This is a genomic window from Sphingobium limneticum (assembly GCF_008710165.1).
Classification (GTDB): Bacteria; Pseudomonadota; Alphaproteobacteria; order Sphingomonadales; family Sphingomonadaceae; genus Sphingobium; species Sphingobium limneticum.
Map to the genome: position 1 here is coordinate 130,100 of NZ_VYQA01000010.1, position 23,347 is coordinate 153,446.

23 protein-coding genes and 1 tRNA gene are annotated in these 23,347 nt (G+C 64.5%); 6 read left to right on the forward strand and 18 right to left on the reverse strand.

The genetic code is table 11. From position 1 onward, the window contains the following. Positions 1-115: 115 nt before the first annotated feature. Both rpsO and truB read right to left on the reverse strand, forming a co-directional pair. Positions 116-385, reverse strand: a complete 270-nt coding sequence (rpsO, locus tag F4U95_RS14505; RefSeq protein WP_120250479.1) for a 30S ribosomal protein S15 — start codon at positions 383-385, stop codon at positions 116-118. Then, a complete protein-coding gene (gene truB / locus F4U95_RS14510) occupies positions 386-1,438 on the reverse strand; it encodes a tRNA pseudouridine(55) synthase TruB (protein ID WP_150426179.1) in 1,053 nt (350 codons plus the stop codon). 62 nt (positions 1,439-1,500) lie between these two features. Between truB and F4U95_RS14515 the strand changes: the two genes are divergently transcribed. After that, the gene (locus F4U95_RS14515) at positions 1,501-2,196 is read left to right on the forward strand and encodes an HAD family hydrolase (protein ID WP_150426180.1); all 696 of its coding nucleotides are present in this window, start codon (positions 1,501-1,503) and stop codon (positions 2,194-2,196) included. A 50-nt stretch (positions 2,197-2,246) separates the two neighbouring features. On the opposite strand, the gene F4U95_RS14520 is transcribed toward F4U95_RS14515, so the two are convergent. The 10 genes from F4U95_RS14520 to rimP form a co-directional block, all read right to left on the reverse strand. Then, on the reverse strand, positions 2,247-2,795 hold the full coding sequence (locus F4U95_RS14520) for a GNAT family N-acetyltransferase (protein WP_343032335.1): 549 nt from the start codon (positions 2,793-2,795) through the stop codon (positions 2,247-2,249). Further along, positions 2,792-3,370 (reverse strand): thymidine kinase, encoded by a 579-nt coding sequence (locus tag F4U95_RS14525; RefSeq protein ID WP_150426181.1) that lies wholly within the window; start codon positions 3,368-3,370, stop codon positions 2,792-2,794. Before F4U95_RS14525 ends, F4U95_RS14520 begins: the two co-directional genes overlap by 4 nt. Positions 3,371-3,588: 218 nt before the next feature. Beyond that, positions 3,589-4,485, reverse strand: a complete 897-nt coding sequence (locus F4U95_RS14530; RefSeq protein WP_150426182.1) for an alpha/beta hydrolase family protein — start codon at positions 4,483-4,485, stop codon at positions 3,589-3,591. Between the two features lie 14 nt (positions 4,486-4,499). Then, positions 4,500-4,889 carry a type II toxin-antitoxin system VapC family toxin gene (locus F4U95_RS14535; protein ID WP_150426183.1) on the reverse strand — a complete coding sequence of 130 codons (390 nt, stop codon included), beginning with the start codon at positions 4,887-4,889 and terminating at the stop codon, positions 4,500-4,502. Beyond that, positions 4,889-5,158, reverse strand: coding sequence for an AbrB/MazE/SpoVT family DNA-binding domain-containing protein (locus F4U95_RS14540; RefSeq protein WP_150426184.1), 270 nt, complete (start codon positions 5,156-5,158; stop codon positions 4,889-4,891). The genes F4U95_RS14535 and F4U95_RS14540 overlap by 1 nt, the downstream gene beginning before the upstream one ends. A gap of 31 nt (positions 5,159-5,189) precedes the next feature. Beyond that, complete coding sequence (gene rbfA / locus F4U95_RS14545) at positions 5,190-5,591, reverse strand: 30S ribosome-binding factor RbfA (RefSeq protein ID WP_120250485.1); 402 nt, start codon at positions 5,589-5,591, stop codon at positions 5,190-5,192. A 100-nt stretch (positions 5,592-5,691) separates the two neighbouring features. Next, the gene (infB, locus tag F4U95_RS14550; protein WP_150426185.1) at positions 5,692-8,313 is read right to left on the reverse strand and encodes a translation initiation factor IF-2; all 2,622 of its coding nucleotides are present in this window, start codon (positions 8,311-8,313) and stop codon (positions 5,692-5,694) included. Between the two features lie 97 nt (positions 8,314-8,410). Beyond that, on the reverse strand, positions 8,411-9,073 hold the full coding sequence (locus tag F4U95_RS14555) for a DUF448 domain-containing protein (protein WP_120250487.1): 663 nt from the start codon (positions 9,071-9,073) through the stop codon (positions 8,411-8,413). A gap of 198 nt (positions 9,074-9,271) precedes the next feature. Next, positions 9,272-10,843 carry a transcription termination factor NusA gene (gene nusA / locus F4U95_RS14560; RefSeq protein WP_150426186.1) on the reverse strand — a complete coding sequence of 524 codons (1,572 nt, stop codon included), beginning with the start codon at positions 10,841-10,843 and terminating at the stop codon, positions 9,272-9,274. Positions 10,844-10,856: 13 nt separating this feature from the next. Then, a complete protein-coding gene (rimP, locus tag F4U95_RS14565; protein WP_120250489.1) occupies positions 10,857-11,381 on the reverse strand; it encodes a ribosome maturation protein RimP in 525 nt (174 codons plus the stop codon). 264 nt (positions 11,382-11,645) lie between these two features. On the opposite strand from rimP, the gene F4U95_RS14570 reads away from it, so the two are divergent. From F4U95_RS14570 to F4U95_RS14580, 3 genes are all read left to right on the forward strand, one after another. Then, positions 11,646-12,776, forward strand: a complete 1,131-nt coding sequence (locus F4U95_RS14570; RefSeq protein WP_150426187.1) for a PQQ-dependent sugar dehydrogenase — start codon at positions 11,646-11,648, stop codon at positions 12,774-12,776. A 128-nt stretch (positions 12,777-12,904) separates the two neighbouring features. Next, positions 12,905-14,017 carry an NADH:flavin oxidoreductase/NADH oxidase gene (locus F4U95_RS14575; protein ID WP_150426188.1) on the forward strand — a complete coding sequence of 371 codons (1,113 nt, stop codon included), beginning with the start codon at positions 12,905-12,907 and terminating at the stop codon, positions 14,015-14,017. Between the two features lie 114 nt (positions 14,018-14,131). Further along, the gene (locus F4U95_RS14580; protein WP_150426189.1) at positions 14,132-14,875 is read left to right on the forward strand and encodes a hypothetical protein; all 744 of its coding nucleotides are present in this window, start codon (positions 14,132-14,134) and stop codon (positions 14,873-14,875) included. A 34-nt stretch (positions 14,876-14,909) separates the two neighbouring features. Here the strand turns inward: F4U95_RS14580 and pyrG are convergent, their stop codons facing one another. The 3 genes from pyrG to tpiA form a co-directional block, all read right to left on the reverse strand. Continuing rightward, positions 14,910-16,541 carry a CTP synthase gene (pyrG, locus tag F4U95_RS14585; protein ID WP_150426190.1) on the reverse strand — a complete coding sequence of 544 codons (1,632 nt, stop codon included), beginning with the start codon at positions 16,539-16,541 and terminating at the stop codon, positions 14,910-14,912. A gap of 90 nt (positions 16,542-16,631) precedes the next feature. Next, positions 16,632-17,009 (reverse strand): preprotein translocase subunit SecG, encoded by a 378-nt coding sequence (secG, locus tag F4U95_RS14590; RefSeq protein WP_150426191.1) that lies wholly within the window; start codon positions 17,007-17,009, stop codon positions 16,632-16,634. Between the two features lie 189 nt (positions 17,010-17,198). Continuing rightward, entirely contained in the window at positions 17,199-17,960 is a 762-nt protein-coding gene (tpiA, locus tag F4U95_RS14595; RefSeq protein WP_150426192.1) for a triose-phosphate isomerase, read from the reverse strand. 201 nt (positions 17,961-18,161) lie between these two features. On the opposite strand from tpiA, the gene F4U95_RS14600 reads away from it, so the two are divergent. Both F4U95_RS14600 and trpE read left to right on the forward strand, forming a co-directional pair. Beyond that, positions 18,162-20,111 carry a SurA N-terminal domain-containing protein gene (locus F4U95_RS14600; protein ID WP_120250494.1) on the forward strand — a complete coding sequence of 650 codons (1,950 nt, stop codon included), beginning with the start codon at positions 18,162-18,164 and terminating at the stop codon, positions 20,109-20,111. 1 nt (position 20,112) lies between these two features. Then, entirely contained in the window at positions 20,113-21,636 is a 1,524-nt protein-coding gene (gene trpE, locus F4U95_RS14605; protein ID WP_150426193.1) for an anthranilate synthase component I, read from the forward strand. A gap of 47 nt (positions 21,637-21,683) precedes the next feature. Here trpE and F4U95_RS14610 read toward each other — a convergent pair whose 3' ends face one another. From F4U95_RS14610 to F4U95_RS14620, 3 genes are all read right to left on the reverse strand, one after another. After that, positions 21,684-22,409, reverse strand: coding sequence for an extensin-like domain-containing protein (locus F4U95_RS14610; RefSeq protein WP_150426194.1), 726 nt, complete (start codon positions 22,407-22,409; stop codon positions 21,684-21,686). A 3-nt stretch (positions 22,410-22,412) separates the two neighbouring features. Then, positions 22,413-23,195, reverse strand: a complete 783-nt coding sequence (locus tag F4U95_RS14615; protein WP_150426195.1) for an NUDIX hydrolase — start codon at positions 23,193-23,195, stop codon at positions 22,413-22,415. Between the two features lie 66 nt (positions 23,196-23,261). After that, a tRNA-Ala gene (locus F4U95_RS14620) sits at positions 23,262-23,337 on the reverse strand. Positions 23,338-23,347 lie beyond the last annotated feature (10 nt).

Here is a 23,347-nt window from a genome sequence, read left to right on the forward strand (position 1 = left end):
GGGGTTCAGTTGCGCCTTGTCGGGCCTGGGCACCGTGCCCTTCCCGCTGGACCCCGACCTTCGTCGGCGTAACCCAATACGTAATCGGCCCGCCGAAGCGGGCCGAACGACTGGGTTACTTGCGCAGGCCCAGCTTACCGATCAGGTCGACATAACGAGCCTGATCCTTCTTCTTGAGATAGTCCAGAAGCGAACGACGCTTGTTGACCATCATCAGGAGACCACGACGGCTATGATTGTCCTTGTGGTGACCCTTGAAATGCTCGGTCAGGTTGGTGATGCGTTCCGTCAGGATCGCAACCTGGACTTCCGGCGAACCGGTGTCACCCTCAACGCGGGCATGTTCCTTGATAAGCGCTTCCTTGCGCTCGGCAGTGATCGTCATCTAGTCTTCTTCCTTCGGCATCAGGTTAAATCCGCGCACGACCCGGATCTCTCCGTCCAGCATTTCAACCAGCGCCACGGGAATGACCCCGTCGAACGCCAGATGAAGGCCGGTGGCAATGTCGGACCCCGACAGCACCTTCCCCTGACGGAGAGCGAGCGCTTGATCGGGAGAGACTGCGAGAGCCGGGATGTCGTCCAGCCCCGCCGTCAACGGGAGCATAAGCCCACCGATGGTGCCACCCCTAGCAGCTTCATCCAATTTGTCCAGCGAAATTGCCGATTCCAGCGCGAACGGCCCCGCCTTGATCCGGCGCAGCATCGTCACATGGCCCACCGTGCCAAGCGCGATCGCGATGTCACGCGCAAGGCTGCGGATATAGGTGCCCTTGGACACATGGGCGGTCAGCGTGACTTCGGAAATCCTCTCCCCCTGGGGGAGAGGATAGCAAGGCTCGGCAGCTTGCTGCCTAGCCGCGCTTGGAGAGGGGTTTGGCGCACCCTCCCCCTCTCCAGGCTTCGCTAACCCGCTTCGCGGGCAAGCTGTGCCATCCTCTCCCCCTTGGGGAGAGGATATTTCTAGCCCATGGATCGTCACCGACCGCAGCTTCATCTCCACCGCCTCCCCCTTGCGGGCGAGGTCGTAGGCACGCTGGCCGTCGATCAGGATGGCGCTATAGGCGGGCGGCGCCTGCTCGATCGGTCCGGTAAAGCCCGGCAGCACCGCCTCCACCTGCGCCAACGTGGGCAGATGGTCGCTCTGCGCAATCACTTTCCCTTCCAGGTCCAGCGTATCGGTCTGGCTGCCGAACCGAACCGTGAAGTCGTAAATCTTGTCGCTGTCGAGCATCCGCCCGGCCAGCTTCGTCGCCTCCCCCACCGCGATCGGCAGCACGCCGGTCGCCAGCGGATCGAGCGTGCCGCCATGGCCGACCTTCCACTTCTCCGTGCCGCCCAGCAGTTCCCGCTGGGTCCGCAATGCGCGCTTGACCGCGCTGACCGCCTGCGTGGAACCCAGGCCATGGGGTTTGTCGAGAATGATCCAACCGTGCATGGCGGCGGGCCTTATATGTCCCGTCTTGGCCTGTCAGCCTTTAATGCGCTATCCGGGCGCCCATGACCATCAAGCTCATCTGCCTCGATGCCGACGATACGCTCTGGCACAATATGCGTCATTTCCATGAGACGGAGGACGCGCTGATCGACATGCTGCGCCCCTTCGCGCAGGTCGACGTCACGCGCGAACGCATGATCGCGTGCGAGATCCGCAACCTGCCGCTCTATGGCTATGGCGCCAAAGGCTTCACCCTCTCCATGATCGAGACGGCGGTGGAGGTGGCGGGCGACAGGCTGTCCGCCGGGATGATCGCGGGGATATTGGCGGCGGGGCGCGCGCTGCTGGCGCATCCGGTCCTGCTGTTCGACGGGGTGCAGGATACGCTGGAGCGGCTGGCCCATATCGCCCCGCTGGTGCTGGTGACGAAGGGCGACCTGCTGCATCAGGAAAGCAAGCTGGCCGCATCGGGCCTGGGCGAATTGTTTTCCGGCATCGAAATCGTCAGCGACAAGAAGGCGGACACGTTCCGTGCACTCTTTTCGCGTATGAATATCGATCCACAAGAGGCTGTAATGGCGGGCGATTCCATGCGATCCGACATTTTGCCCGCACTGGAGGCCGGCGCCTGGGCGGCCTTCATCCCGCAGGAGGGCGCCTGGGTCCATGAAAGCGCCGCCGCGCCGTCGGACCATCCCTGCTTCACGCAATTGCAACGCCTAGCCGACCTGCCGGACTGGATTACGACGATCGACTGACCTGAACGGAAGGCATGTTCCCCGGCGCAGGCCGGGGCCCAGCCCCACGCTCAGACCTTCCCTCGCCACTCATCGGCCAGGATCGAATAGATCACCGTGTCGCGCACATGCCCGGTCCAGGTGATGCGCTGCTTGCGCAGCACGCCCTCGCGCACCGCCCCCAATTTCTCCACCGCCTTTTGCGACCGGACATTGCGCTGGTCGATGCAGAATTCGATCCGGGTGAAGCCACAGTCCAGCGCCCGGCCGATCAGCAGCGGCTTGATCCGGCCATTGAGGCCCGTGCCACGCGCAGCCGGCGTCATATAGGTGCCGCCCAGTTCCAGCCAATTGTCGGCGGCCGCCACCCGCAGAAAGCCGGACATGCCGACCGCCACGCCATCCGCGACGATCAGGAAGGGGAAGCGGTCCGCATTGGCGATGGTCGCGTCGAAAATGGCGTCGAAATGGTCGCCCGACCAGTTGGCCGGGAAAATCTCCCACACCGGATCATCCACCGGGCACAACGCGCGCAGCGCTTCCCGATGGCCTTCCTGCAGTTGCTCCAGATACAGGCCCGGCGCATCGATCGGCGCCAGCAATCGTTCCATCCGGGTCATCGCTGCATCTGCTCCACAAAATGCCGGCGGCACAGCGCCACATAACGGTCGTTGCCGCCAATCTCCGTCTGGTCGCCCTGTCGGATCGCCCTGCCCTGCTCGTCCATGCGCAGGTTCATGATCGCCTTGCGCCCGCATTCGCAGATCGTCTTAATCTCGCTCAGCGAATCGGCCAGCCCCAGCAAGGCGGCGCTACCGGGAAACAACTGCCCCTGAAAATCGGTGCGGATGCCGTAGCACAGGACCGGGATGCCGAGGCGATCGCACACCGCGCCCAATTGCCATACCTGCGCTTCGGTCAGGAACTGCGCTTCGTCCAGCAGCACGCAGGATAGCGGCGTCGCCTGATGCTGCGCGGCGATGGCGGCGAAGATATCGACCTTGGGATCGAACAGATGCGCCTGCGCCTCCAGCCCGATGCGCGACACGATCCGGCCATGGCCATAGCGATCGTCCAGCGCAGCGGTCCACAACATCGTGTCCATGCCGCGCTCGCGATAGTTGAAGTCCGATTGCAGCAGGGTCGTCGATTTCCCCGCATTCATCGAGCTATAGTAGAAATAGAGTTTCGCCATGCTCCTGCGCATAGAGCGATTTCACGACGGATGGAAATAGGTGCTGGCGGAGTGGTGTGCGCGCCCTCCCCACCGTTCGCTTCGAGCCCTTCGACTGCCCGCTTGCAGCGGGCGCTCAGGATAAACTTCATCGCCCAAGGCGATGAAGTCGAGCAGCACGTAGCGCCGCGTTCCCTGTTTCTCGACACGCTCGAAACGAACGGGTTTTGTCTTGAGCCTTACCGAATGCTCGGCGCCACACCCGCCAGAAACCGCACCAGCGCATCGGCCAGCGCGATCCGACTATCGGAAAAACTATGGTCGGTCGGCCACACCATCAGCCGCGAATCCGGGTTGGCGCCCTGTGCATCGGCGGCAACCTTGCGCGCCATCGCGCCGATCCCGCGCTCCGCCCCAATGATCGTCAGCGGCCGGCGCGCATAGGCCGCCAGACGCCGGCCAAGATCGAATTTCTGCCCGTCCGCCTTGATCTCACCAGTCAGGCTTTCATAAGTGGCTCCGTTCAGCGGCGGCAGGTCGCTCGCCACTTCCGCTTTCCATCCCGCCTCACCCTGCGCGCTCGCCAGCGACGCGACGGTCTGCGCCGGGTCCCAGGGATCGATCAGAAAAAGCCCCGCGACGCGCGGATCGGCGGCGGCCGCATCGGCGGCCATGAAGCCACCCATGCTGTGCCCCGCGACCACTATCGCGCTGGTGTCGATCCGATATTTGGCGACCACCGAAGCCTGTTGCAGATATTGGAGCGCAGCAAAGCCATCCTCCGACGCATGGCCGAAGGAGAAGGTGCCGGGGCTACCCCAGCTGCCGCGATAATGGAGCGTCAACACATTCCACCCGGCGCGCCGCGCAGCCTGCGCCAGATCCAGATTCTGCTCATTGCCCGGAAAGCCATGGAGCAGCAGCAGCGTGGGACGCAGGTCCGATCCGGCAGCCGTGTACATCACCGCATTCATCGCCCCATCCTCGACCGGAATGACGAAGGCAGCCATCCCCGCGGGATTGGCGGCGTCGGGCTTCGGGTCGGCGATGACGGCGTGATGGATGGCGGGCTCTTTGGCGATGGCGGGCGTCGCCGCGCAAGACAGCAGAGCGCAAGACAACCAGAAAGCCCGCATGATATAATCCCCGATCATATTAAGGTGATGACGGCGACAGGCGAGGAATCCCCCAGCCGTTTTCCGATCTGTCGGTCGAATGTCAGAAAGGCATCCGCATCGCCAGCCATGGCCAGGTGCATCATATCGCTAAAGTCGGCACCGGCTGAAAAATGATCCAGTACCCAATCCATGCCAGCTGGCACGCCGATCGCTTCGGGCAAATCCACGATGTCGCGAAAAGCCGCCTCTATCTGTTCGCGCGGCCAATCATAGCTGGCACGCAATACCCATTCCGTTTCGACCAACACAGTAGGCAGAAGCAGAAATCCCTGACTGATCCGTTCTGCTGCGATGGCAGCCTGCGATGGATCGTCTCCCGTCAGGAAGCGAATCAACACATTGGTATCGACCGCAGCCGCCATCAATCCTGGGAATCGCGAAACATCCGAGCGACTGCCTCGTCCATGTCCTCAACGGACAGCGGCGGTCCCTGATGCCGATAGCGCGCCCGGATACCCGCCATGATCTCGTCGAAACTGCGGCCGGATTTCTTGTGCTGCGGCTTGAGCAATACCCCGCCACCCATCGGCACCACGTCCAACACCTGCCCCGGCGCAAAGCCAAGCTGGTCGCGCACATCCTTAGGGATGACGACCTGCCCTTTTGCCGACAATGTGGTCTTGGCGTTCATGGCGGTAAGATGCGTCTTACCGCAGGCCGAGTCAATCCTCGCCCTCATCCTTGACCAGATCCTGCGCGACTTTAGGATCGCGCAGCAGCTTGTCGATATGGCTGCCCTCGTCGAAACTCTCGTCGGCCAGGAATTTCAGCTTCGCGGCATATTTGAGCGCGATGCGATGGGCAACTTCGCGTTGCAGATAGGCGGTGTTGGTCCGCAGCGCCTTGAGCACCGCTTCCTCATCCTGCCCCAGCAGCGACTTGATGAAGACGGTCGCGTGGCGCAGGTCGGGCGACATGCGCACTTCGGTGACGCTCACCACATGCTTGGCCAGTACATCATCATGCACGTCGCCGCGCTGAAGAATGTCCGACAGGACATGGCGCACCTGTTCACCCACGCGCAGCAGGCGGACGGAGGGGCCTTCGGATTGTTGTTGAGCCATAATTAATCCTCGTCACCCCAGCGCAGGCTGGAGTCTCAAGCGACGGCAGAGCCGGGATCGCACGAGACCCCAGCTTTCGCTGGGGTGACGCACTTTCCTGTTACAGCGTGCGCTGACGCTCTTCGACTTCGAACAGTTCCAGCGTATCGCCGGCCTTGATGTCGTTCGTGTCCTGCAACACCGCACCGCACTCCATGCCGGCGCGCACTTCGGACACATCGTCCTTGAAGCGACGCAACGAGTGGATGACCGTCTTCGACACGATGACGTCGGACCGGGTAAGGCGCGCATTGAGCCCCTTGCGGATGATACCGTCCAGAACCAGCAGACCAGCCGCCTTGTCCTTCTTGCCCGCCGGGAACACCTGAAGCACTTCGGCCCGACCCACGATCGTTTCGATGCGCTCGGGCGCCAGCTGGCCCGCCATTTCGCCACGGACTTCCTCAAGAAGGTCGTAGATCACGTCATAATAACGCAGCGAGATCTTCTCGCGGATCGCCATCGGACGCGCCTTGGCATTGGGGCGGACGTTGAAGCCGATCAGCGGCGCGCGGCTGGCGGCTGCCAGCGTGACGTCGCTTTCGGTGATCGCGCCGACGCCGGAGCTGAGGATCCGCACCTTGATCTCGTCGGTCGAGATACGGTTCAGCGCCGTGACGATCGCTTCGACAGACCCCTGCACGTCGCCACGGATGACGACCGGATATTCGATCATCGTCGTGTTGAGCGCCGAGAACATGCTCTCGAAATTGGTCGGCACCGACGCCGTCCGCTTGAGCGTGATCTGCTCCTGGCGATAGGCGGCGACTTCGCGGGCACGGGCTTCGTTTTCGACGACGGTGAGCTGATCGCCCGCCTTCGGCACGCCCGACAGGCCCAGCACCTCGACCGGGGTCGATGGGCCGGCAACCTTCACCTGCTGCCCCTTGTCATTGACGAGCGCGCGCACCTTGCCGCTTTCCGCGCCGATGACGAAGGTATCGCCGATCTTGAGCGTACCCTTGCGCACCAGCACGGTGGCAACGGCGCCACGGCCCTTGTCCAGCTGCGCCTCGATCACATTGCCTTCGGCAGCGCGATCGGGGTTGGCGGTCAGTTCCATGACTTCGGCCTGAAGCAGGATCTTCTCGATCAGTTCGTCCAGGCCGGTCTTCTTGAGAGCCGAAACCTCCACGTCCTGCACGTCGCCGCCCATATCCTCGACGACGATTTCCTCGCTCAACAGGCGCTCACGCACCTTTTGCGGGTTCGCATCGGGCTTGTCGCACTTGTTGATCGCAACGATCATCGGCACGCCGGCCGCCTTGGTATGGTTGATGGCTTCGATCGTCTGCGGCATCAGGCCATCGTCCGCCGCCACCACCAGGATGACGATGTCGGTGACGTTGGCGCCACGGGCACGCATTTCGGAGAAGGCTTCATGGCCCGGCGTGTCGAGGAAGGTGATGACATCGCCCTTCTTCGTCGTCACCTGATAGGCGCCGATATGCTGGGTGATGCCGCCGCTTTCGCCGGCGACCACGTCGGTTCCACGCAGCGCGTCGAGCAGCGAAGTCTTGCCGTGGTCGACATGGCCCATGATCGTGACGACGGGCGCACGCGGCTTGAGCGTTTCGACCGCGTCGACATCGCCTTCGATACCGATTTCAACGTCGGCGTCGGACACGCGCTGGATGCGGTGGCCGAATTCCTCGACCAGCAGTTCGGCAGTATCCTGATCGATCGGCTGGTTGAGCGTAACCGCCTGCCCCATCTTGAACAGCGACTTGACCAGGTCCGCGCCCTTTTCGGCCATACGGTTGGCCAGTTCCTGCACGGTGATGACTTCAGGCACCACGACATCGCGAACCTGCTTGTCACGCGGCTGGGCACCGCCGGCATAATGGGCGCGACGTTCCTTCTCGCGAGCACGCTTGAGCGCGGCGAGGCTGCGGGCGCGGGCGCTGTCGTCATCGGCCAGGGCCTTGGTGACGGTCAGCTTGCCGGACTGGCGACGATTATCTTCGCCCTTCTTAGCGCGATCGGGCTTGGCCGGCTCGGGGCGCTTGACCGGCGTAACCGGGGTGAAGCGACGCGGCGGCGGCGTGGCAGCAGCCGGGGCGGCCGTGGTCGCAGCAGGGCGTTCCTGTGCAGCGGCCGCAGCAGCGACCTCCGCCTTGGCTGGTTCAGCCGCAGGCGCGGCAGGTGCTTCCGCAACCGGCTGCGGCGCAGGCTCTTCCGCTGGCGCAGGCGCAGCGGCAGCCGCTTCGGCGGCCAGGCGATTTTCCTCGGCGCGGCGCTTTTCTTCCTCGCTCGCGGCGAGACGAGCGGCATCCTCACGACGGCGCGCATCTTCCAGCGCGGTCATGCGGGCTTCTTCCGCCTCGCGCAGCAGCTTGGCCTGCAATTCCTGACGCGACATCAGGCTTTGGGGCGGCGACTGACGCACCGGAGCGGGCTGCGGCGCGCGGGTCTGCTGCGGCGCAGGGGCCGGGGCGGCCGGACGCGGCGCAGGGGCCTGCGCGACGGGTGCCGGCGCGGGTTCGGCCAGGGGCGCAGCCGCAGGGGCGCCACCGGTCGTCTCACCGGGCTTGCCCAGGACGCGGCGCCGCTTCACCTCAACCACGACCGTATTCTTGCGGCCATGGCTGAACTGCTGCTGCACCTGACCGGATTCCACGGTCCGCTTGATGCCCAGCGGCTTGCGACCCAGAACCGGCTTGTCTTCCTTGCTGTCACTCATAAGTTCGAACTTAACCCTTCACTTCCGCTTCGGCCGGATAGGCCCGCCGACGCCTTTATTCTTCGATGCTTCCGGCCTGCACCCGCACGAACAATGCCTAATCGGGAACGCCCGGCGCATCAGCGGAGACATGCTCCCCATGCACGGACGCCCCGTTAGCGCAACCCAGATAGCTTTCCAAGCGGCCTATGGCCGCGCGCAGGCGCGAAGCTGCCCGCGAGTCGGTCACCGCGATATGGACGACATTATCGCGCCCCATTGCCATAGATAGGGCGTCGCGGTCCACAGGCAAGGTGATGCCTGCCAAATCCGTGCCTTCCGCTTCCTGCCCGACGCGCAGCGCCTGGTCCAGCTTGCGGTTGCCGTCCGCCGCCGCATCGGCGGCATGGAGCAGCAATTGCACCTGCCCCTTGCGACAGGCGACGTCGATTTTTTCAGAGCCGGTCAGCAACATGGACGCCCGCGCCTCCAGCCCCAGCCGGTCGAGCAGCGTCTTGCGCAGGCCCGACTCGATCATGGCGGGCAGATCGGCAGGAATATCCAGCGTGCCGTCCTTGAAGGAACGGGCCAGCGCGGCTTTCAGCTTGCCCTTGGCCAGCGCGACGTCGAGTTCGGCGCGCGACACGCCAATCCACGCTCCCCGCCCCGGCGCCTTGGCGCGGATGTCGGGCAACACCTGACCCTCCGGGCCGATCGCCAGACGGATCAGCGTTTCGGGATCGGCGCGTTCGCCATTCAATATGCATTTGCGTTCGGTCATGCGTGCCCCTCCGCCAAAACGGATGAAAGGGCAAGTCCAACGCTGTCGAGAAGCGCTATTCTCTCATCGGGGAGTGTCCGCAACATTGGCGTCCTCCCTTGTTAGAGACATAGAAACGACAGCCGTCAGCATGCCCGGCCGCTGCATGCGCGACCGGGTGCAATATGCTGACAGGATGCCGTCAAAAGCCATGGAGACTTACGCTTCCTCTTCGAACCAGTGCGCACGCGCGGCCATGATGATCTCATTGCCCTGCTCGTCGCTCAGACCATAGGCCGCCAGGATGCCGCCCTTGTCGTCGCTGTTGCTGTCCGTCTTGCGGCGGCGCTGGTCGATACGCTTCTTCTGCACCAGCTCGTCGGTGGCGAGGTCGGCCAGATCGTCCAGCGTCTTGATGCCCGCCTTGCCCAGCGTGACCAGCATCGCTTCGGTCAGATGCGGGATGTCGGCCAGCGCGTCCTCGACGCCCAGATTGTTACGCTCTTCACGCGCAGCCTGTTCGCGACGCTCCAGCGCCTCCAGCGCACGATTCTGCAATTCGCCGGCCAGTTCCTCGTCGAACCCTTCGATCGCGGCCAGTTCGTCGATTTCGACATAGGCGACTTCTTCCAGCTCGCCAAAGCCTTCGGCGACCAGCAGCTGCGACAGCGTCTCGTCCACGTCCAGTTCGTTCTGGAACAGTTCGGAGCGGGCGACGAATTCCTTCTGGCGCTTCTCGCTGGCGTCGGCTTCGGTCATGATGTCGATCGCCTTGCCGGTCAGCTGGCTGGCGAGGCGGACATTCTGACCGCGACGACCGATGGCGAGCGACAGCTGATCGTCGGGAACGACGACTTCGATACGCTCTTCTTCTTCATCGATGACGACGCGGGCGACCTGGGCCGGCTGCAACGCGTTGACCACAAAGGTCGCGGTATCTTCCGACCAGGGGATGATGTCGATCTTTTCGCCCTGCATTTCCTGCACGACGGCCTGTACGCGGCTGCCTTTCATGCCGACGCAGGCGCCGACCGGATCGATGCTGCCGTCGCGGCTGATGACGCCGATCTTGGCGCGGCTGCCCGGATCGCGGGCGGCGGCCATGATGGTGATGACGCCGTCGTAGATTTCTGGGACTTCCTGCGCGAACAGCTTCTTCATGAATTCGGGGTGCGCGCGGCTGAGGAAAATCTGCGGACCGCGATTTTCGCGGCGCACGTTCAGCACGACCGAACGGATGCGATCGCCGACGCGAACGACTTCGCGCGGAATCTGCTGATCGCGGCGGATCACGCCTTCGGCGCGGCCGAGGTTGACGACGACATGGCCGAATTCGACCGACTTGACGACGCCGGTGATGATCTCACCCACGCGGTCCTTATATTCTTCATGCTGGCGCTCGCGCTCGGCGTCGCGGACCTTCTGGAAGATCACCTGCTTGGCCGACTGGGCGTCGATGCGGCCCAGGTCGATCGCGGGCAGCGGATCGACGATGAAGTCGCCGACCACGGCGTCCTTCTTCAGCTTCTGGCCCTGCTTGAGGTCCACCTGCTTGAAATAATCTTCGACGACCTCGACCACTTCGACGACGCGCCACAGGCGCAGGTCGCCGCTGTCCGGGTCCAGCTTGGCACGGATATCATTCTCGGCGCCGTAGCGGGCACGCGCCGCGCGCTGGATCGCGTCTTCCATCGCCTCGATGACGATGGCCTTGTCGATCATCTTTTCGCTGGCCACCGAATTGGCGATGGCGATCAGTTCGGCCCGATTGGCGGAAATGGCGTTGGCCATGACTTATGAACCCTTATTCTTCGGTTTCAAATTCATCCGCCCCATCGGAGGAAAGCGGCATGCTAGCAGAAATCAGCCTGTCGGTCAGCACCAGCTTGGCGTCACTGACGAGCGAAAACGGAATGACGACGTCGCCGGCCTTGGCGTCGGTGAAGAGGATATCCTCCCCCTCCACGCCATTGAGGACGCCGCGAAAACTCTTGCGACCCTCGACGATTTCGGTCGCGCTGATCTTGGCCTCATGGCTGGCCCATTCCATGAAGTCGGACAGGCGGGTCAGCGGCCGGTCGATGCCGGGCGAGCTGACTTCCAGCCGATAGGCTTCCTCGATCGGATCGACCTCATCCATCACGTCCGAAATGCGGCGCGAAATGGCAGCGCAATCTTCGATCACGAGCTGCTTGGTCTTGGGATTTTCGGCCATGATCTGGAGCGTATATTCGTCGCCCGACCCGAAAAGCTTGATGCGCACAAGGTCGAAGCCCAAAGCCTTCACCTCAGGTTCGATCAGCGCGGTCAGTTCGGCGATGTCCGCCATGCAGTCTCCGACAATAAAATATGCGTGCTTCCGCCCATGCGGCATTTGCCGCCGCGAGCAATCTGCCCGCGACCCTGACATGTTTGACGATGTAAGGAAGCAAGAGCGATATAGGCATGGTGCGGGAAATCTGCAACATTATTCGTGCCCGATCATTTTATCGGAAATTTTCACATTCCCCGTTCGCCCTGCGCTTGTCGAAGGGCCGCTCTTTCTTCCAAGAAGGACGGGGCCTCGACCAGCGCAGCCCGAATGGAGGATAATATGTCCCGCACCTTGATTTCCGCCCTGCCCCTCCTCCTGATCGCCTGCTCGGGCGAAGGCGCCAACAGCCAGACGACGACCATGGCCGACAAGCCGTTCAAGACCTCCGTCATCGCCGATTTCGATTCGCCCTGGGCGATGACCTTCCTGCCCGACGGCCGCGCGCTGGTGACGGAAAAGGCGGGCGACATGATCCTGTTCGATCCGAAGAACGGCACCAAGATCCCGGTTGCCGGCATCCCCAAGGTCGATAGCGCGGGGCAAGGGGCGCTGATGGACGTCGTCCTTTCGCCCCGCTTCGCAAAAGACAAGGCGGTCTATTTCAGCTTTTCCGAAGAGCGCGATGGCCTCAAAGGCGTGGCGCTGGCCAAGGGCGCATTCAATCAGGCGAGCGACGGCACGACGAAGCTGGACGGCGTGACCATCCTCTTCCGCGCCAGCCCCTATGTCGACGGCGACGGCCATTATTCCGGCCGCATCGCCTTCTCGCCCGACGGCAAATATCTCTTCTTCACCAATGGCGAGCGGCAGAAGTTCGATCCGGCCCAAGATCCCAAGTCCACGCTGGGCAAGGTGCTGCGCCTCAACCTCGACGGCACGCCCGCCGCGAATAATCCGCTCAGCGCCAAGGGCTTCAACCCCGCCATCTGGTCCTATGGCCATCGCAACCTGCTCGGCATCGCCTTCGACAAGGACGGGCGCCTGTGGGAACAGGAAATGGGGCCGAAGGGCGGGGACGAGGTCAACCTCATCAAGCCCGGCCTCAATTATGGCTATCCCAAAGTGTCGAACGGCAGCCATTATGACGGCCGCGACATTCCCGACCATGCGCCGGGCGACGGCTTCGAAGCGCCGAAGGTCTGGTGGAACCCGGTCATCTCGCCGGGCGGCCTGCTTTATTATTCGGGCGACCTCTTCCCGCAGTGGAAAAACTCGCTGTTCATCGGCGGCCTGTCCAGCCAGAGCCTGGTCCGCGTGAAGCTGAACGGCGAAAAGGCGGAAAAGGCCGATCAATGGGACATGGGCGCCCGCATCCGCGAAGTGGAACAGGGGCCGGACGGCGCGCTGTGGCTGCTGGAGGATGGCGGCAAATCGCAGGGCCGGATGCTGAAACTGACGCCCGCAGGCTGATCGGACGCCTTTCAGGACATGGGCGGCGCCCTATATAGGGCGCTTCTCGTTCCCCGGCGAAGGCCGGGGCCCAGTTCGGCGCACGAAACTGGCCCCCGCTTTCGTCTCCATAAAAAGCCGGAGATATCATGAGCGGACCCAAGCTGTTCGAGCCTTTCCACGTCGGCGACCTGAGCCTCGACAATCGCATCGTCATCGCCCCCATGTGCCAATATTCGGCGGTCGATGGCGAAATGACCGACTGGCACCTCATCCATCTGGGCCAGCTTGCCTTGTCGGGCGCAGCCTTGCTGACGATCGAGGCCAGCGCCGTCCTGCCCGAAGGCCGGATCAGCCATGCCGATGTCGGCCTGTGGGACGACCGGACCGAAGCCGCGATGAAGCGGGTGCTGGACGGCGTGCGCGCCCATAGCGACATGCCCATCGCGATCCAGCTTGGCCATGCCGGGCGCAAGGCATCGACCCATGTCCCATGGGAAGGCGGCGCGCAGATCGCCCCCGACTCGCCCAATGGCTGGCAGACGGTCGCGCCGTCCGCCCTGCCCTTCACGCCGGGCACCCATGCGCCGACGGCGCTGGACAAGGCCGCTATCGACCGGCTGCGCGATGCCTTCGTCGCGGCGGCCAAGCGCGCCGACAATCTGGGTATCGACGCGGTCCAGCTCCATGGCGCGCATGGCTATCTGCTGCACCAGTTCCTCTCCCCCCTCTCCAACCAGCGCGACGATGATTATGGCGGCAGCCTGGAAAAGCGGATGCGCCTGCCGCTGGAGATTTTCGACGCGGTGCGGGCGGCCTTCCCCGCGCACAAGCCGGTGACGATGCGCGTATCGGGCACCGACTGGGTCGACGGCGGCTGGGACATCGACCAGACGATCGCCTTTGCAAAGGCGCTGGAGGCGCGCGGTTGCAGCGCCATCCATGTGTCGAGCGGTGGCCTCGACCCGCGGCAGGACATCCCCGTCGGCCCCAGCTATCAGGTGCCACTGGCCCGCGCCGTGAAGCAGGCGGTATCGATCCCGGTGATCGCCGTCGGCCTCATCACCGACTATGAACAGGCCGAAGCGATCGTGGGCACGGGCGACGCGGACCTGATCGCGATCGCGCGCACCATCCTCTACGATCCGCGCTGGCCCTGGCACGCCGCCGCCCATCTGGGCGCATCGGTAAAAGCCGCGCCGCAATATCTGCGCTGTCAGCCACGCCAATATCGGCATCTGTTCGATCAAACCGACAAGTAAATCGCCCTGTCGTTCCGTCTCAGAGAATGGGACGGAACGACACAACAGCATTTCAAGAACTGTTAACGCCTGTCTTCTACATCTCCCGGCGGTAAAATCTGGGGGAAATCATCGATGTGGAAACTGTTGGTGCCAGTCGGCCTGATCGCGGCCGCCATAATATATTTCAGTGGCGCATTTAATTCAGGCTATTCGCGCGACGTCGAGCGTCCGGTCGCTGACGTCATGGCAACACTCGAAGGACTGGACGTGCGCAACGAGCCAGGATCGCCGGGCACCGATCCGTCGCGGTCGGGCGGCGTGCTGCCGGACTTCAAGCTGGAACGGGAGCCGGGCAAGATGACATGGCTGGTCATGGCTGGTGACAAGGTCGCGACCCGCATGATCGCCACGCTGGAGCCGATCAAGGATGGCGCGGCGACCCGGATCAAGGCGTCGGTCGAACGGGGCGACGCACCCGACGATATCACCTCGCCCGCCTTCCGATCGGAAAAGATCACGCTCGGGCTGTTCGCCGCCGCGCTGGAAACGCAGGTCAACAAGCTGACGATGGCCTGGGGGCCGCATTGCGACGAACTGGCGGAGCAGTTGTTGAGCGGAGGCCCTGCCCCCGGATCGGACGACCGCAGTTCGCTGGGCGCCGCCATCGGATCGACCTCACGCGATATCATGCGTCTGGGCGCGATGGATACGAAGATGCGCGCAGCGGGCTGCGACCCGTCGCAACGCCCTGCCGGCTCTGCCCCGCTACAGGTCATGCCTTCGCTGCCGGAACCCACCATGCAGGACGGACCGCCCGCGCCGGACGCGCCGCGCTTCGAACCGGGCAAGCCGATGCTCGATCCCACCGTGCGCTGAAACGAAAAACGGGGCCATCTGGCCCCGTTTTCTTTTATACCAACCGGCTCTGCTTCACCGCCGCCGCGATGAAGCTGGCGAAGAGCGGATGCGGGTCGAAGGGCTTGGATTTCAGTTCCGGGTGGAACTGCACGCCCACGAACCAGGGATGGTCCGGCCGCTCGACGATTTCGGGCAGCGTGCCGTCCGGCGACATGCCCGAGAAGATCAGGCCGCCCTTTTCCAGCGGTTCGCGATAACCGGCATTGACCTCATAGCGATGGCGGTGCCGCTCGCTGATGTCGTTGCTGCCGTAAATGCCCGCGACCACGCTGTTGCCGTCCAGCTTCGCCGGATAGGCGCCCAGACGCATCGTGCCGCCCAGATCGGTGTCGGCCGTGCGCTTCTGCAGGCCTTCCTTGCCCATCCATTCGGTGATGAGGCCGACGACCGGCTCGGACGTCTCGCCAAATTCCGTGGTGGAGGCTTCGGCGATGCCCGCCGTGTTCCGCGCACCTTCGATACAGGCCATCTGCATGCCAAGGCAGATGCCGAAGAAGGGCACATTGCGTTCGCGCGCGAACTTGACGGATTCGATCTTGCCTTCCGACCCGCGCACGCCAAAGCCGCCGGGGACCAATATGCCGTGCATCGGTTCCAGACTGGCGACGATGTCGTCCCCCTTCTCGAACAGCTCCGCGTCGATCCACTTGACGTTGACCTTCACCCGGTTGGCCAGGCCACCATGGCTGAGCGCTTCGAAGAGCGATTTGTAGGCGTCGAGCAGGCCGACATATTTGCCGACCACGCCGATCGTCACTTCGCCTTCGGGATTCTGGCGACGATCCATGATGTCGTCCCAGCGATCCATCTGGGGCGCGGGCGCATCGCTGATGCCGAATGCGCGCAGCACTTCTTCGTCCAGCCCTTCGGCATGGTACTGATGCGGCACGGCGTAGATGCTGCTGGCGTCGAGCGCGGGGATGACCGCTTCGGGGCGCACGTTGCAGAACAGGGCGATCTTCTTGCGCTCGCTATCGGGCAGCGGATGCTCGCAACGGCAAAGAAGAATGTCGGGCTGGATGCCGAGCGAGGTCAGGTCGCGCACGCTGCGCTGGGTCGGCTTGGTCTTCAGCTCGCCGGCCGCCGCGATGTACGGCACCAACGTCACATGGACGAAGATCGACTGACCGCGATCCAGATCATTATGCAGCTGGCGAATCGCTTCCATGAAGGGCAGCGATTCGATGTCGCCCACCGTGCCGCCGATTTCGCACAACACGAAGTCCAGGTCTTCGGTATCGGCGGTGGCGAACGCCTTGATCTCGTCGGTGACGTGCGGAATGACCTGCACCGTCGCGCCCAGATAATCGCCGCGCCGTTCGCGCTGGATGATCGTCTGATAGACGCGGCCCTGCGTCACATTGTCCGACTGGCGCGCAGAAACGCCGGTAAACCGCTCATAATGGCCAAGGTCGAGGTCGGTTTCCGCCCCGTCGTCGGTCACATAGACTTCGCCATGCTGATAGGGCGACATCGTGCCCGGATCGACGTTGAGATAGGGGTCGAATTTCCGGATTCGCACACGGAAACCTCGCGCTTGCAGCAGCGCTGCGAGCGAAGCGGCCATAAGGCCCTTGCCAAGCGAGGAGACCACGCCGCCGGTGATGAAAATATACCGCGTCATGGGAAGAGAGGCTTAGCCTTTCGGAACAACAAAGGGCAAGCGCGCGAATCCACGCACGCTTGAAAAAAGATCGAAAGATCGACGGAAAGTTTAGTTGGCGAGCGGAACCGCGCCGTTCGCCGCCGCCGGAGCGGACGCCGCGTTGCTCGCCGCACCAGCCAGCGGATCGGCATTGGGGGCCGCCGGGGCGCCCTGCGTGGCCGGGGCCTGCTTCACCAGAGAGGTGTCGATGTCGCTCGGCGCATGGCGCACGGCGGCGATCACCGCCATCACGACCGACAGCAGCACGAAGATGCTGGCCAGTACCGTGGTCGAACGGGTCAGGAAATCCGCCGCGCCGCGCGCCGACATCAGGCCCGCCGGGCTGCCGCCCACGCCCAGACCGCCGCCTTCCGACTTCTGCATCAGGATGACGGTAACCAGCAGGGCGGCGACGATCGCCTGAACGACGAGGAGGAAGGTGAACATGGCGACGATGGTCCGGTACAATAGGGTGCGTTGGCGCGCACATAGCGACGATGGCGCGCGGGGGCAACCTGTGAGGGGCACCTTGTCATACGAACCATATCCCGTTCGCTTCGAGCATGTCGAGAAGCGGCAAGCACTGCGCTACCGTTTCTCGACACGCTCGAAACGAACGGCTGTTGGCTTTTTATTTCAGGCCGCAGCCGCCAGCTTGCTGTCGGCCGCCTCGATGATCGGCGCGAATTTCGCGGCGGTCAGGCTTGCGCCGCCCACCAGCCCGCCGTCGACGTCCGCTATCCCCATCAGGTCGGCCGCATTGTCGCCATTCATCGACCCGCCATAGAGAATGCGCACCTTGTCCGCTTCCGCGCCGATGCGGCTGGCCAGGGCCGCGCGCAGGGCCGCGTGCATGGTGGCCACCGCCTCGATCGTCGGGATGCGGCCGGTGCCGATCGCCCAGATGGGTTCATAGGCGACCGCTAGCCAGTCCGCCGCAGCCCCTTCGGGCAGGGATGCGAGCAACTGGTCGGCCACCACCTGTTCCGCCCGCCCGGCATCGCGCACGGCCAGCGTTTCGCCCACGCACAGGATCACATTGATGCCCGCATTATGCGCGGCGACCGATTTGGCGGCGATGTCGGCATTGGTTTCGCCGCGCGCCTCGCGTCGTTCGCTATGGCCGGTAATGACCCAGCTGGCGCCGGCTTCGGCCAACATCTCGGCCGACAGCGATCCGGTATAGGCACCGCTGAAATCCATGTGGCAATTTTGCGCGCCGATGAAGGCGGCGCCCCGTCGTTCGAACCCTGCCATGATGAGCGTCGCGGGCAGGCACAGGCCCACCTCCACATCCGGATGCGCCGCCGCGACCGCGCCGATCGCCTCGACCTCGTCCAGATGCGCGCGCATCCCGTTCATCTTCCAATTGCCGACAACCAGCTTGCGCCTGCCCATCAAAGCGTTCCTTGTGATTATTGCTGCACGTCGCCCCCTGCCCCTTCGCCGTCGGGTCTTTACCCGCACGTCTCCTCGAAGAAAGCCGGATGCTGCCACAGCCGATGAACGGCGCTCACGCATTTGTCCAGTCCAAGCCTTGCCGCCGCGCGCATCCGCCCTTAAAGCGGGCCGCCACACAGCCGCAGTTCCGGAACCCCCATGCTTTCTGTCTTTCGCAGCTTCATCCGCTCCAAGTTCGGCGCGCTCTTCGCCATCCTCTTCCTGGGGGTGATCGCCGCAGCCTTCATCATGGGGGACATTTCGAGCGGCAAGTTCGGCGGTTCCATCGGTGGCGGCGGGACCGCGGCCAAGGCGGGCGGCTATAAATTGTCCGAATCCGAATTGCAGGATCGCGTGCAGCGCGTGTTCGAAAATGCGCGCCGGTCCAATCCGGGCCTCCAGATCGGCGACTTCTTCGCGCAGGGCGGCGGTAAGCAGGTCTATGACCAGCTCGTCGCCTCGCTGACGCTGCGCGCCTTTGCCGACGATCAGGGCGTGCATATCTCCAAGCGGCTGGTCGATGCGCAGATCGCGCAGATCCCCGCCTTCCAGGATGCGGCCGGCAATTTCAGCAACGACAGTTTCCGCGCCCTGCTGGCCCGCGAACGGCTGACCGAACAGGCGCTGCGCGACGATATCAGCCGCGAAATCCTCCAGCGCCAACTGCTCGCGCCCGTGGGCCTTGGCGTCAAGCTGACCGACAGCCTGGTCCTGCCCTATGCCTCGCTGCTGCTGGAAGCGCGTCAGGGCACGGTCGCAGCCATCCCGGCCTTCGCTTTCCTCGAAGAAAAGAACCCGACCGACGCGCAGCTGGCCGATTTCTACAAGAAGAACGCCAGCCGCTACACCATCCCCGAACAGCGCCGCATCCGCTATGCCGTGATCGACGCCGAACGCTTCGCCCAGGCCGCGCAGCCGACCGATGCGGAGATCGGCACTTATTATAACCAGAACAAGGCCGCCTACGCCGCCAAGCAGACGCGCAGCATCGAACAGCTGGTGCTGCCCACGCAGGCGGGTGCCAAGGCGATCGACGATCAGGTGAAGGCCGGCAAGAGCCTCGCCGACGCCGCCAAGAGCGCCGGCCTCGCCGTATCGACCGCCAACGACCAGAGCCGCGAAGCGCTGACCGGTTCCGCCGGCAAGACCGTCGCCGACGCCGTTTTCGCAGCCAAGCAGGGCGACCTGATCGGTCCGGTGCGCGGATCGCTCGGCTGGTTGCTGGTGCGCGTCACCGCTGCCAAGGAAACCCCGGCCCGTCCGATCGCCGCCGTGCGTGAAGAGATCGTCGCCGCCCTGCGCGTGCAGAAGGAAAAGCAGCTGCTGACCGACTTCACCGGCAAGATCGAGGATGCGATCGGCGACGGCGGCACCTTCGACGAAGTGGTGAAGGATAACGGCCTGAAGCTGGAAACCAGCCCGCTGGTGCTGGCCACCGGCAAGCAGGTGAAGGATTCCGCCTTCACCGCCGGTCCCGACCTGCAACCGCTGCTCGCCCCGGTCTTCTCGATGAGCGCCGACGATGATGCGCAGCTGATCCCGATCACCGCCGACAAGCGCTATGCGCTGGCCGCGCCGGGCGAGATCGTCGCCGCCGCCCCGCCGCCGCTGGCAGAGGTCAAGCAGCTGGTTCTGGCGCAATATAAGCTGAACGCCGGCAACCAGAAGGCCAAGGCCCTGGCCGAGCAGATCCAGGCGAAGGTCGCCAAGGGCGCGAAGCTGGCCGACGCCATCGCGCAGGCCGGCGTCAAGCTGCCCGCGCCGCAGACGCTGGGCGGCCGCCGCGCCGACATCATGCGCGGTGAACAGCGCCCGCCGGCCGAAGTCGCCATCCTCTTCTCGATGGCCGCCAACACGGTCAAGACCCTGCCGATCGGCCAGGATCGCGGTTACTTCGTCGTACAGCTCAACAAGATCGAGCGCGGCGATGCCAAGGGCCAGCCGGAATTGCTCAATCAGGTTCGCACCCAGCTGTCCGAAGTGGTCGGCCAGGAATATGGCCAGCAGTTCGAACGCGCGATCGAAAAGGATCTGGGCGTGACCCGCAATGCCAAGGCGGTTGATCAGGTCCGCAACGCGCTGGCCGCCACCAACAGCGGCGAACAGTAAGATGGTCGCGATGGGTGGGATGACGGACGGCATTGCGACCGCGCGCGCCGCGCTGGCTCGGGGCGAATCCGCGCTGGTGTGGAAACGGCAGATTGCGGACACCGACACGCCCATCTCCGCCGCGCTCAAATTGTTCGAGCCGGACCGGGGCGACTATCTGCTGGAATCGGTCGAGGGCGGCGCCGTGCGCGGCCGCCACAGCCTGATCGGCCTCGCCCCCGACCTCGTCTTCCGCGCCGATGGCCAGACTGCGGACATCAACCGCCACTGGGCCACCGACCGCGACGCCTTCGTGCCGCAAGACAAGGGCGCGCTCGACGCGCTGCGCGATCTGGTCGCCGAATGCCGCGCCCCTATGGACCCGGCCCTGCCCGCCGCGCTCGCCTGCCTCGTCGGCTATTTCGGCTATGAAACGGTCGGGCTGGTGGAAAAACTGCCCCGCCCCGCCGCCAACGATATCGGCGTGCCCGACATGCTGTTCGTTCGCCCGACCGTGATCCTGGTCTTCGATCGGCTGGCCGACGCCCTCTATCTGGTCGCGCCGGTGTGGAAGGGCAGCTTCACCGACGCGGACAAGGCGATCGACGCCGCGCTGGAGCGGATCGACGCCACCGCCGCCCGCCTCGCCGCGCCGCTGCCCGCCGTCCCAGCGCCAGCCGACATTGCCGACGTGGACATCACCCCGGTGCTGGAACCGGGCCGCTATGCGCAGATGGTGGAAAAGGCGAAGGACTATATCGTCGCCGGCGACATCTTTCAGGTCGTGCTGGCGCAACGCTTCACCAGCCCCTTCACCTTGCCGCCCATCGCCCTCTATCGCGCGCTGCGGCGGATCAATCCCTCGCCCTTCCTCTATTATCTCGACCTGCCCGGCTTCGCGCTGATCGGTTCGTCGCCGGAAATTCTCGTGCGCGCCCGCAATGGCGAAGTCACGATCCGACCGATCGCCGGCACCCGCCCGCGCGGCAAGAACGCTGTCGAGGATGCCGCCAATCGCGAAAGCCTGCTGTCCGATCCCAAGGAACGGGCCGAGCATCTGATGCTGCTGGACCTGGGCCGCAACGATGTCGGCCGGGTCGCGTCCGCCGGATCGGTGACCGTGACGGAAAGCTACACCGTCGAATTTTACAGCCATGTCATGCACATCGTGTCGAACGTCGTCGGCCGCCTGAGCGATGACAAGGATGCGATCGACGCCCTGTTCGCAGGCTTCCCGGCCGGCACCGTGTCGGGCGCGCCCAAGGTCCGCGCCTGTGAGATCATCGCCGAACTGGAGCCCGAAACGCGCGGCGCCTATGCCGGCGGGGTCGGCTATTTCGGACCGGACGGCAATATGGACAGCTGCATCGTCCTGCGCACCGCCGTGCTGAAGGATGGCGTCATGCATGTCCAGGCCGGCGCCGGCATCGTCGCCGATTCGACCGCCGAATATGAACAGCGCGAATGCGAGGCGAAGAGCGGCGCCCTGCTGGCGGCGGCGCGCGAAGCGGTCAGCCTGGCACGGGAAAGCAGCTTCGGGCAGTAACTGCCATTGATTAGCCCCTCCCTTTCAAGGGAGGGGAGCCATCTATGTCACCGACACGCCCGTCCCCCCATCGCGCCGCGCTCCGCCTGATCCAGATGGAAATGGTCGCGATGCGCGGCATTATAATCGGGCGACAGCACGGTCGAAAACAGCCCGCACGCCCCATCCCGCACCGCGCGCAGGAAGTCCGCGTCCTTGCCCGTCCCCTTCCAATCCTTCAGCACGCTCACCTGCCGCCCGTCCTTCAACACGAAGGCCGCGACGTCGATCGCATCGGCCGTCGCATGTTCACTGAAATCGCCCTGACCGCGCCCATATATGCGCCGGCAGCTATAGCTGCCGAAATGGCGGATCGACCGAACGGGCTGGCCATAGACGCGCTCCGCGGCAGGCTGCACCACCTGCCATTCCCATAGCTTCAACGCCGCGACTACCGGGCAGGACGGCGCCACCGCTGCCGGCACCAGCCCGATCGCACCCGCCTCCGCCCGCAGCCGCACCGCATCGGCATAGCGGCACTGGTCCGCCCCGCCCGCTTTCATCGCGACATAATCCACCCCCGCCCGGTCGAGCAGCGCCCGGCACCCGGCTGCATCGCCGGTCAAAGCCGCCAGCTTGCGCCCGGTAAACAGGCCGACCGGCTGATCCAGATCCAATGGCGTCCAGGGCATATCCTGCGGCCGCTGCCGCATCGCGCCATAGGCCAGCAGGGCAAGACAAGCGAAGGCGGCCAGCCACAGCAGGCGGCGCAGGGTCAGATGCAATCGTCGCACATGCTATACACGCCGAACGCGGGTCATCGGTTCCGTTACGACCGGATAACCCAGATGATCGGGGATGCACAAATGCACCTCCCCGTCCCGCTCCTCCTGCCACGGCCGTATCTTCTCGACCGGATAAGCGCCCGCATCCGCAATCAGCGCCGCATAGCCATCATGCAACGCCAGCCGCTCCAGATTGCGCCGCGTCGGAAACACCAGTTGCGCCTCCCCCGCCGCCGCCTTGGCCAGCGTGTCGGCCGCGCTGCTCCAGAACAGCCGCACATTCTCGGTCGTATCGACGCTTGCCACCTGCCCCTCGGGCGCGCGGGCGATATAGAAGCGCGTATCGAACACCCGCCGCGCCTGTTCGAACCGTGCGGGGTGCCATCGCGCAAAGGGCGTCAGTGCCTCCAGCGCTACCCCCAGCCCCAGCCGCTCCAGCATCTCGCCCAGCGTGCGCCCGTCATGCAACCCGTCGCGCAGCCGCAGCACCGCTGCCGCATCCACCGCGCCCGTCAGGCCGATCCCCAGCCCCGCTTCCTCGATCGTCTCGCGAATGGCGGCGATCCGCCCCGCCGCCTCGTCCGGCTCCAGCCCATGGTCGATCCGCGCGGCCAAATCATGATCCGCCTCGTCCACCGCGCCGCCGGGAAAGACCAGCGCGCCGGCAGCAAAGGCCATGCTCGACGCGCGCTCCACCATCAGCAGTTCGGGCGGCCCATCATGCCGGTCGCGCACGATAACGACCGTGGCGGCGGGCCGCCCCTTATCCTCGGCCGCGTCATTCTCATCTGTCATGGAAACCGCTCTACGCGCATCCGGCGCTGGCGGTAAAGTCCTTCGGATCAACCCCGTGAAAGGGGTTGGTGGAGCCTAGCGGGATCGAACCGCTGACCTCGTCATTGCGAACGACGCGCTCTCCCAGCTGAGCTAAGGCCCCCGAAGGTGCG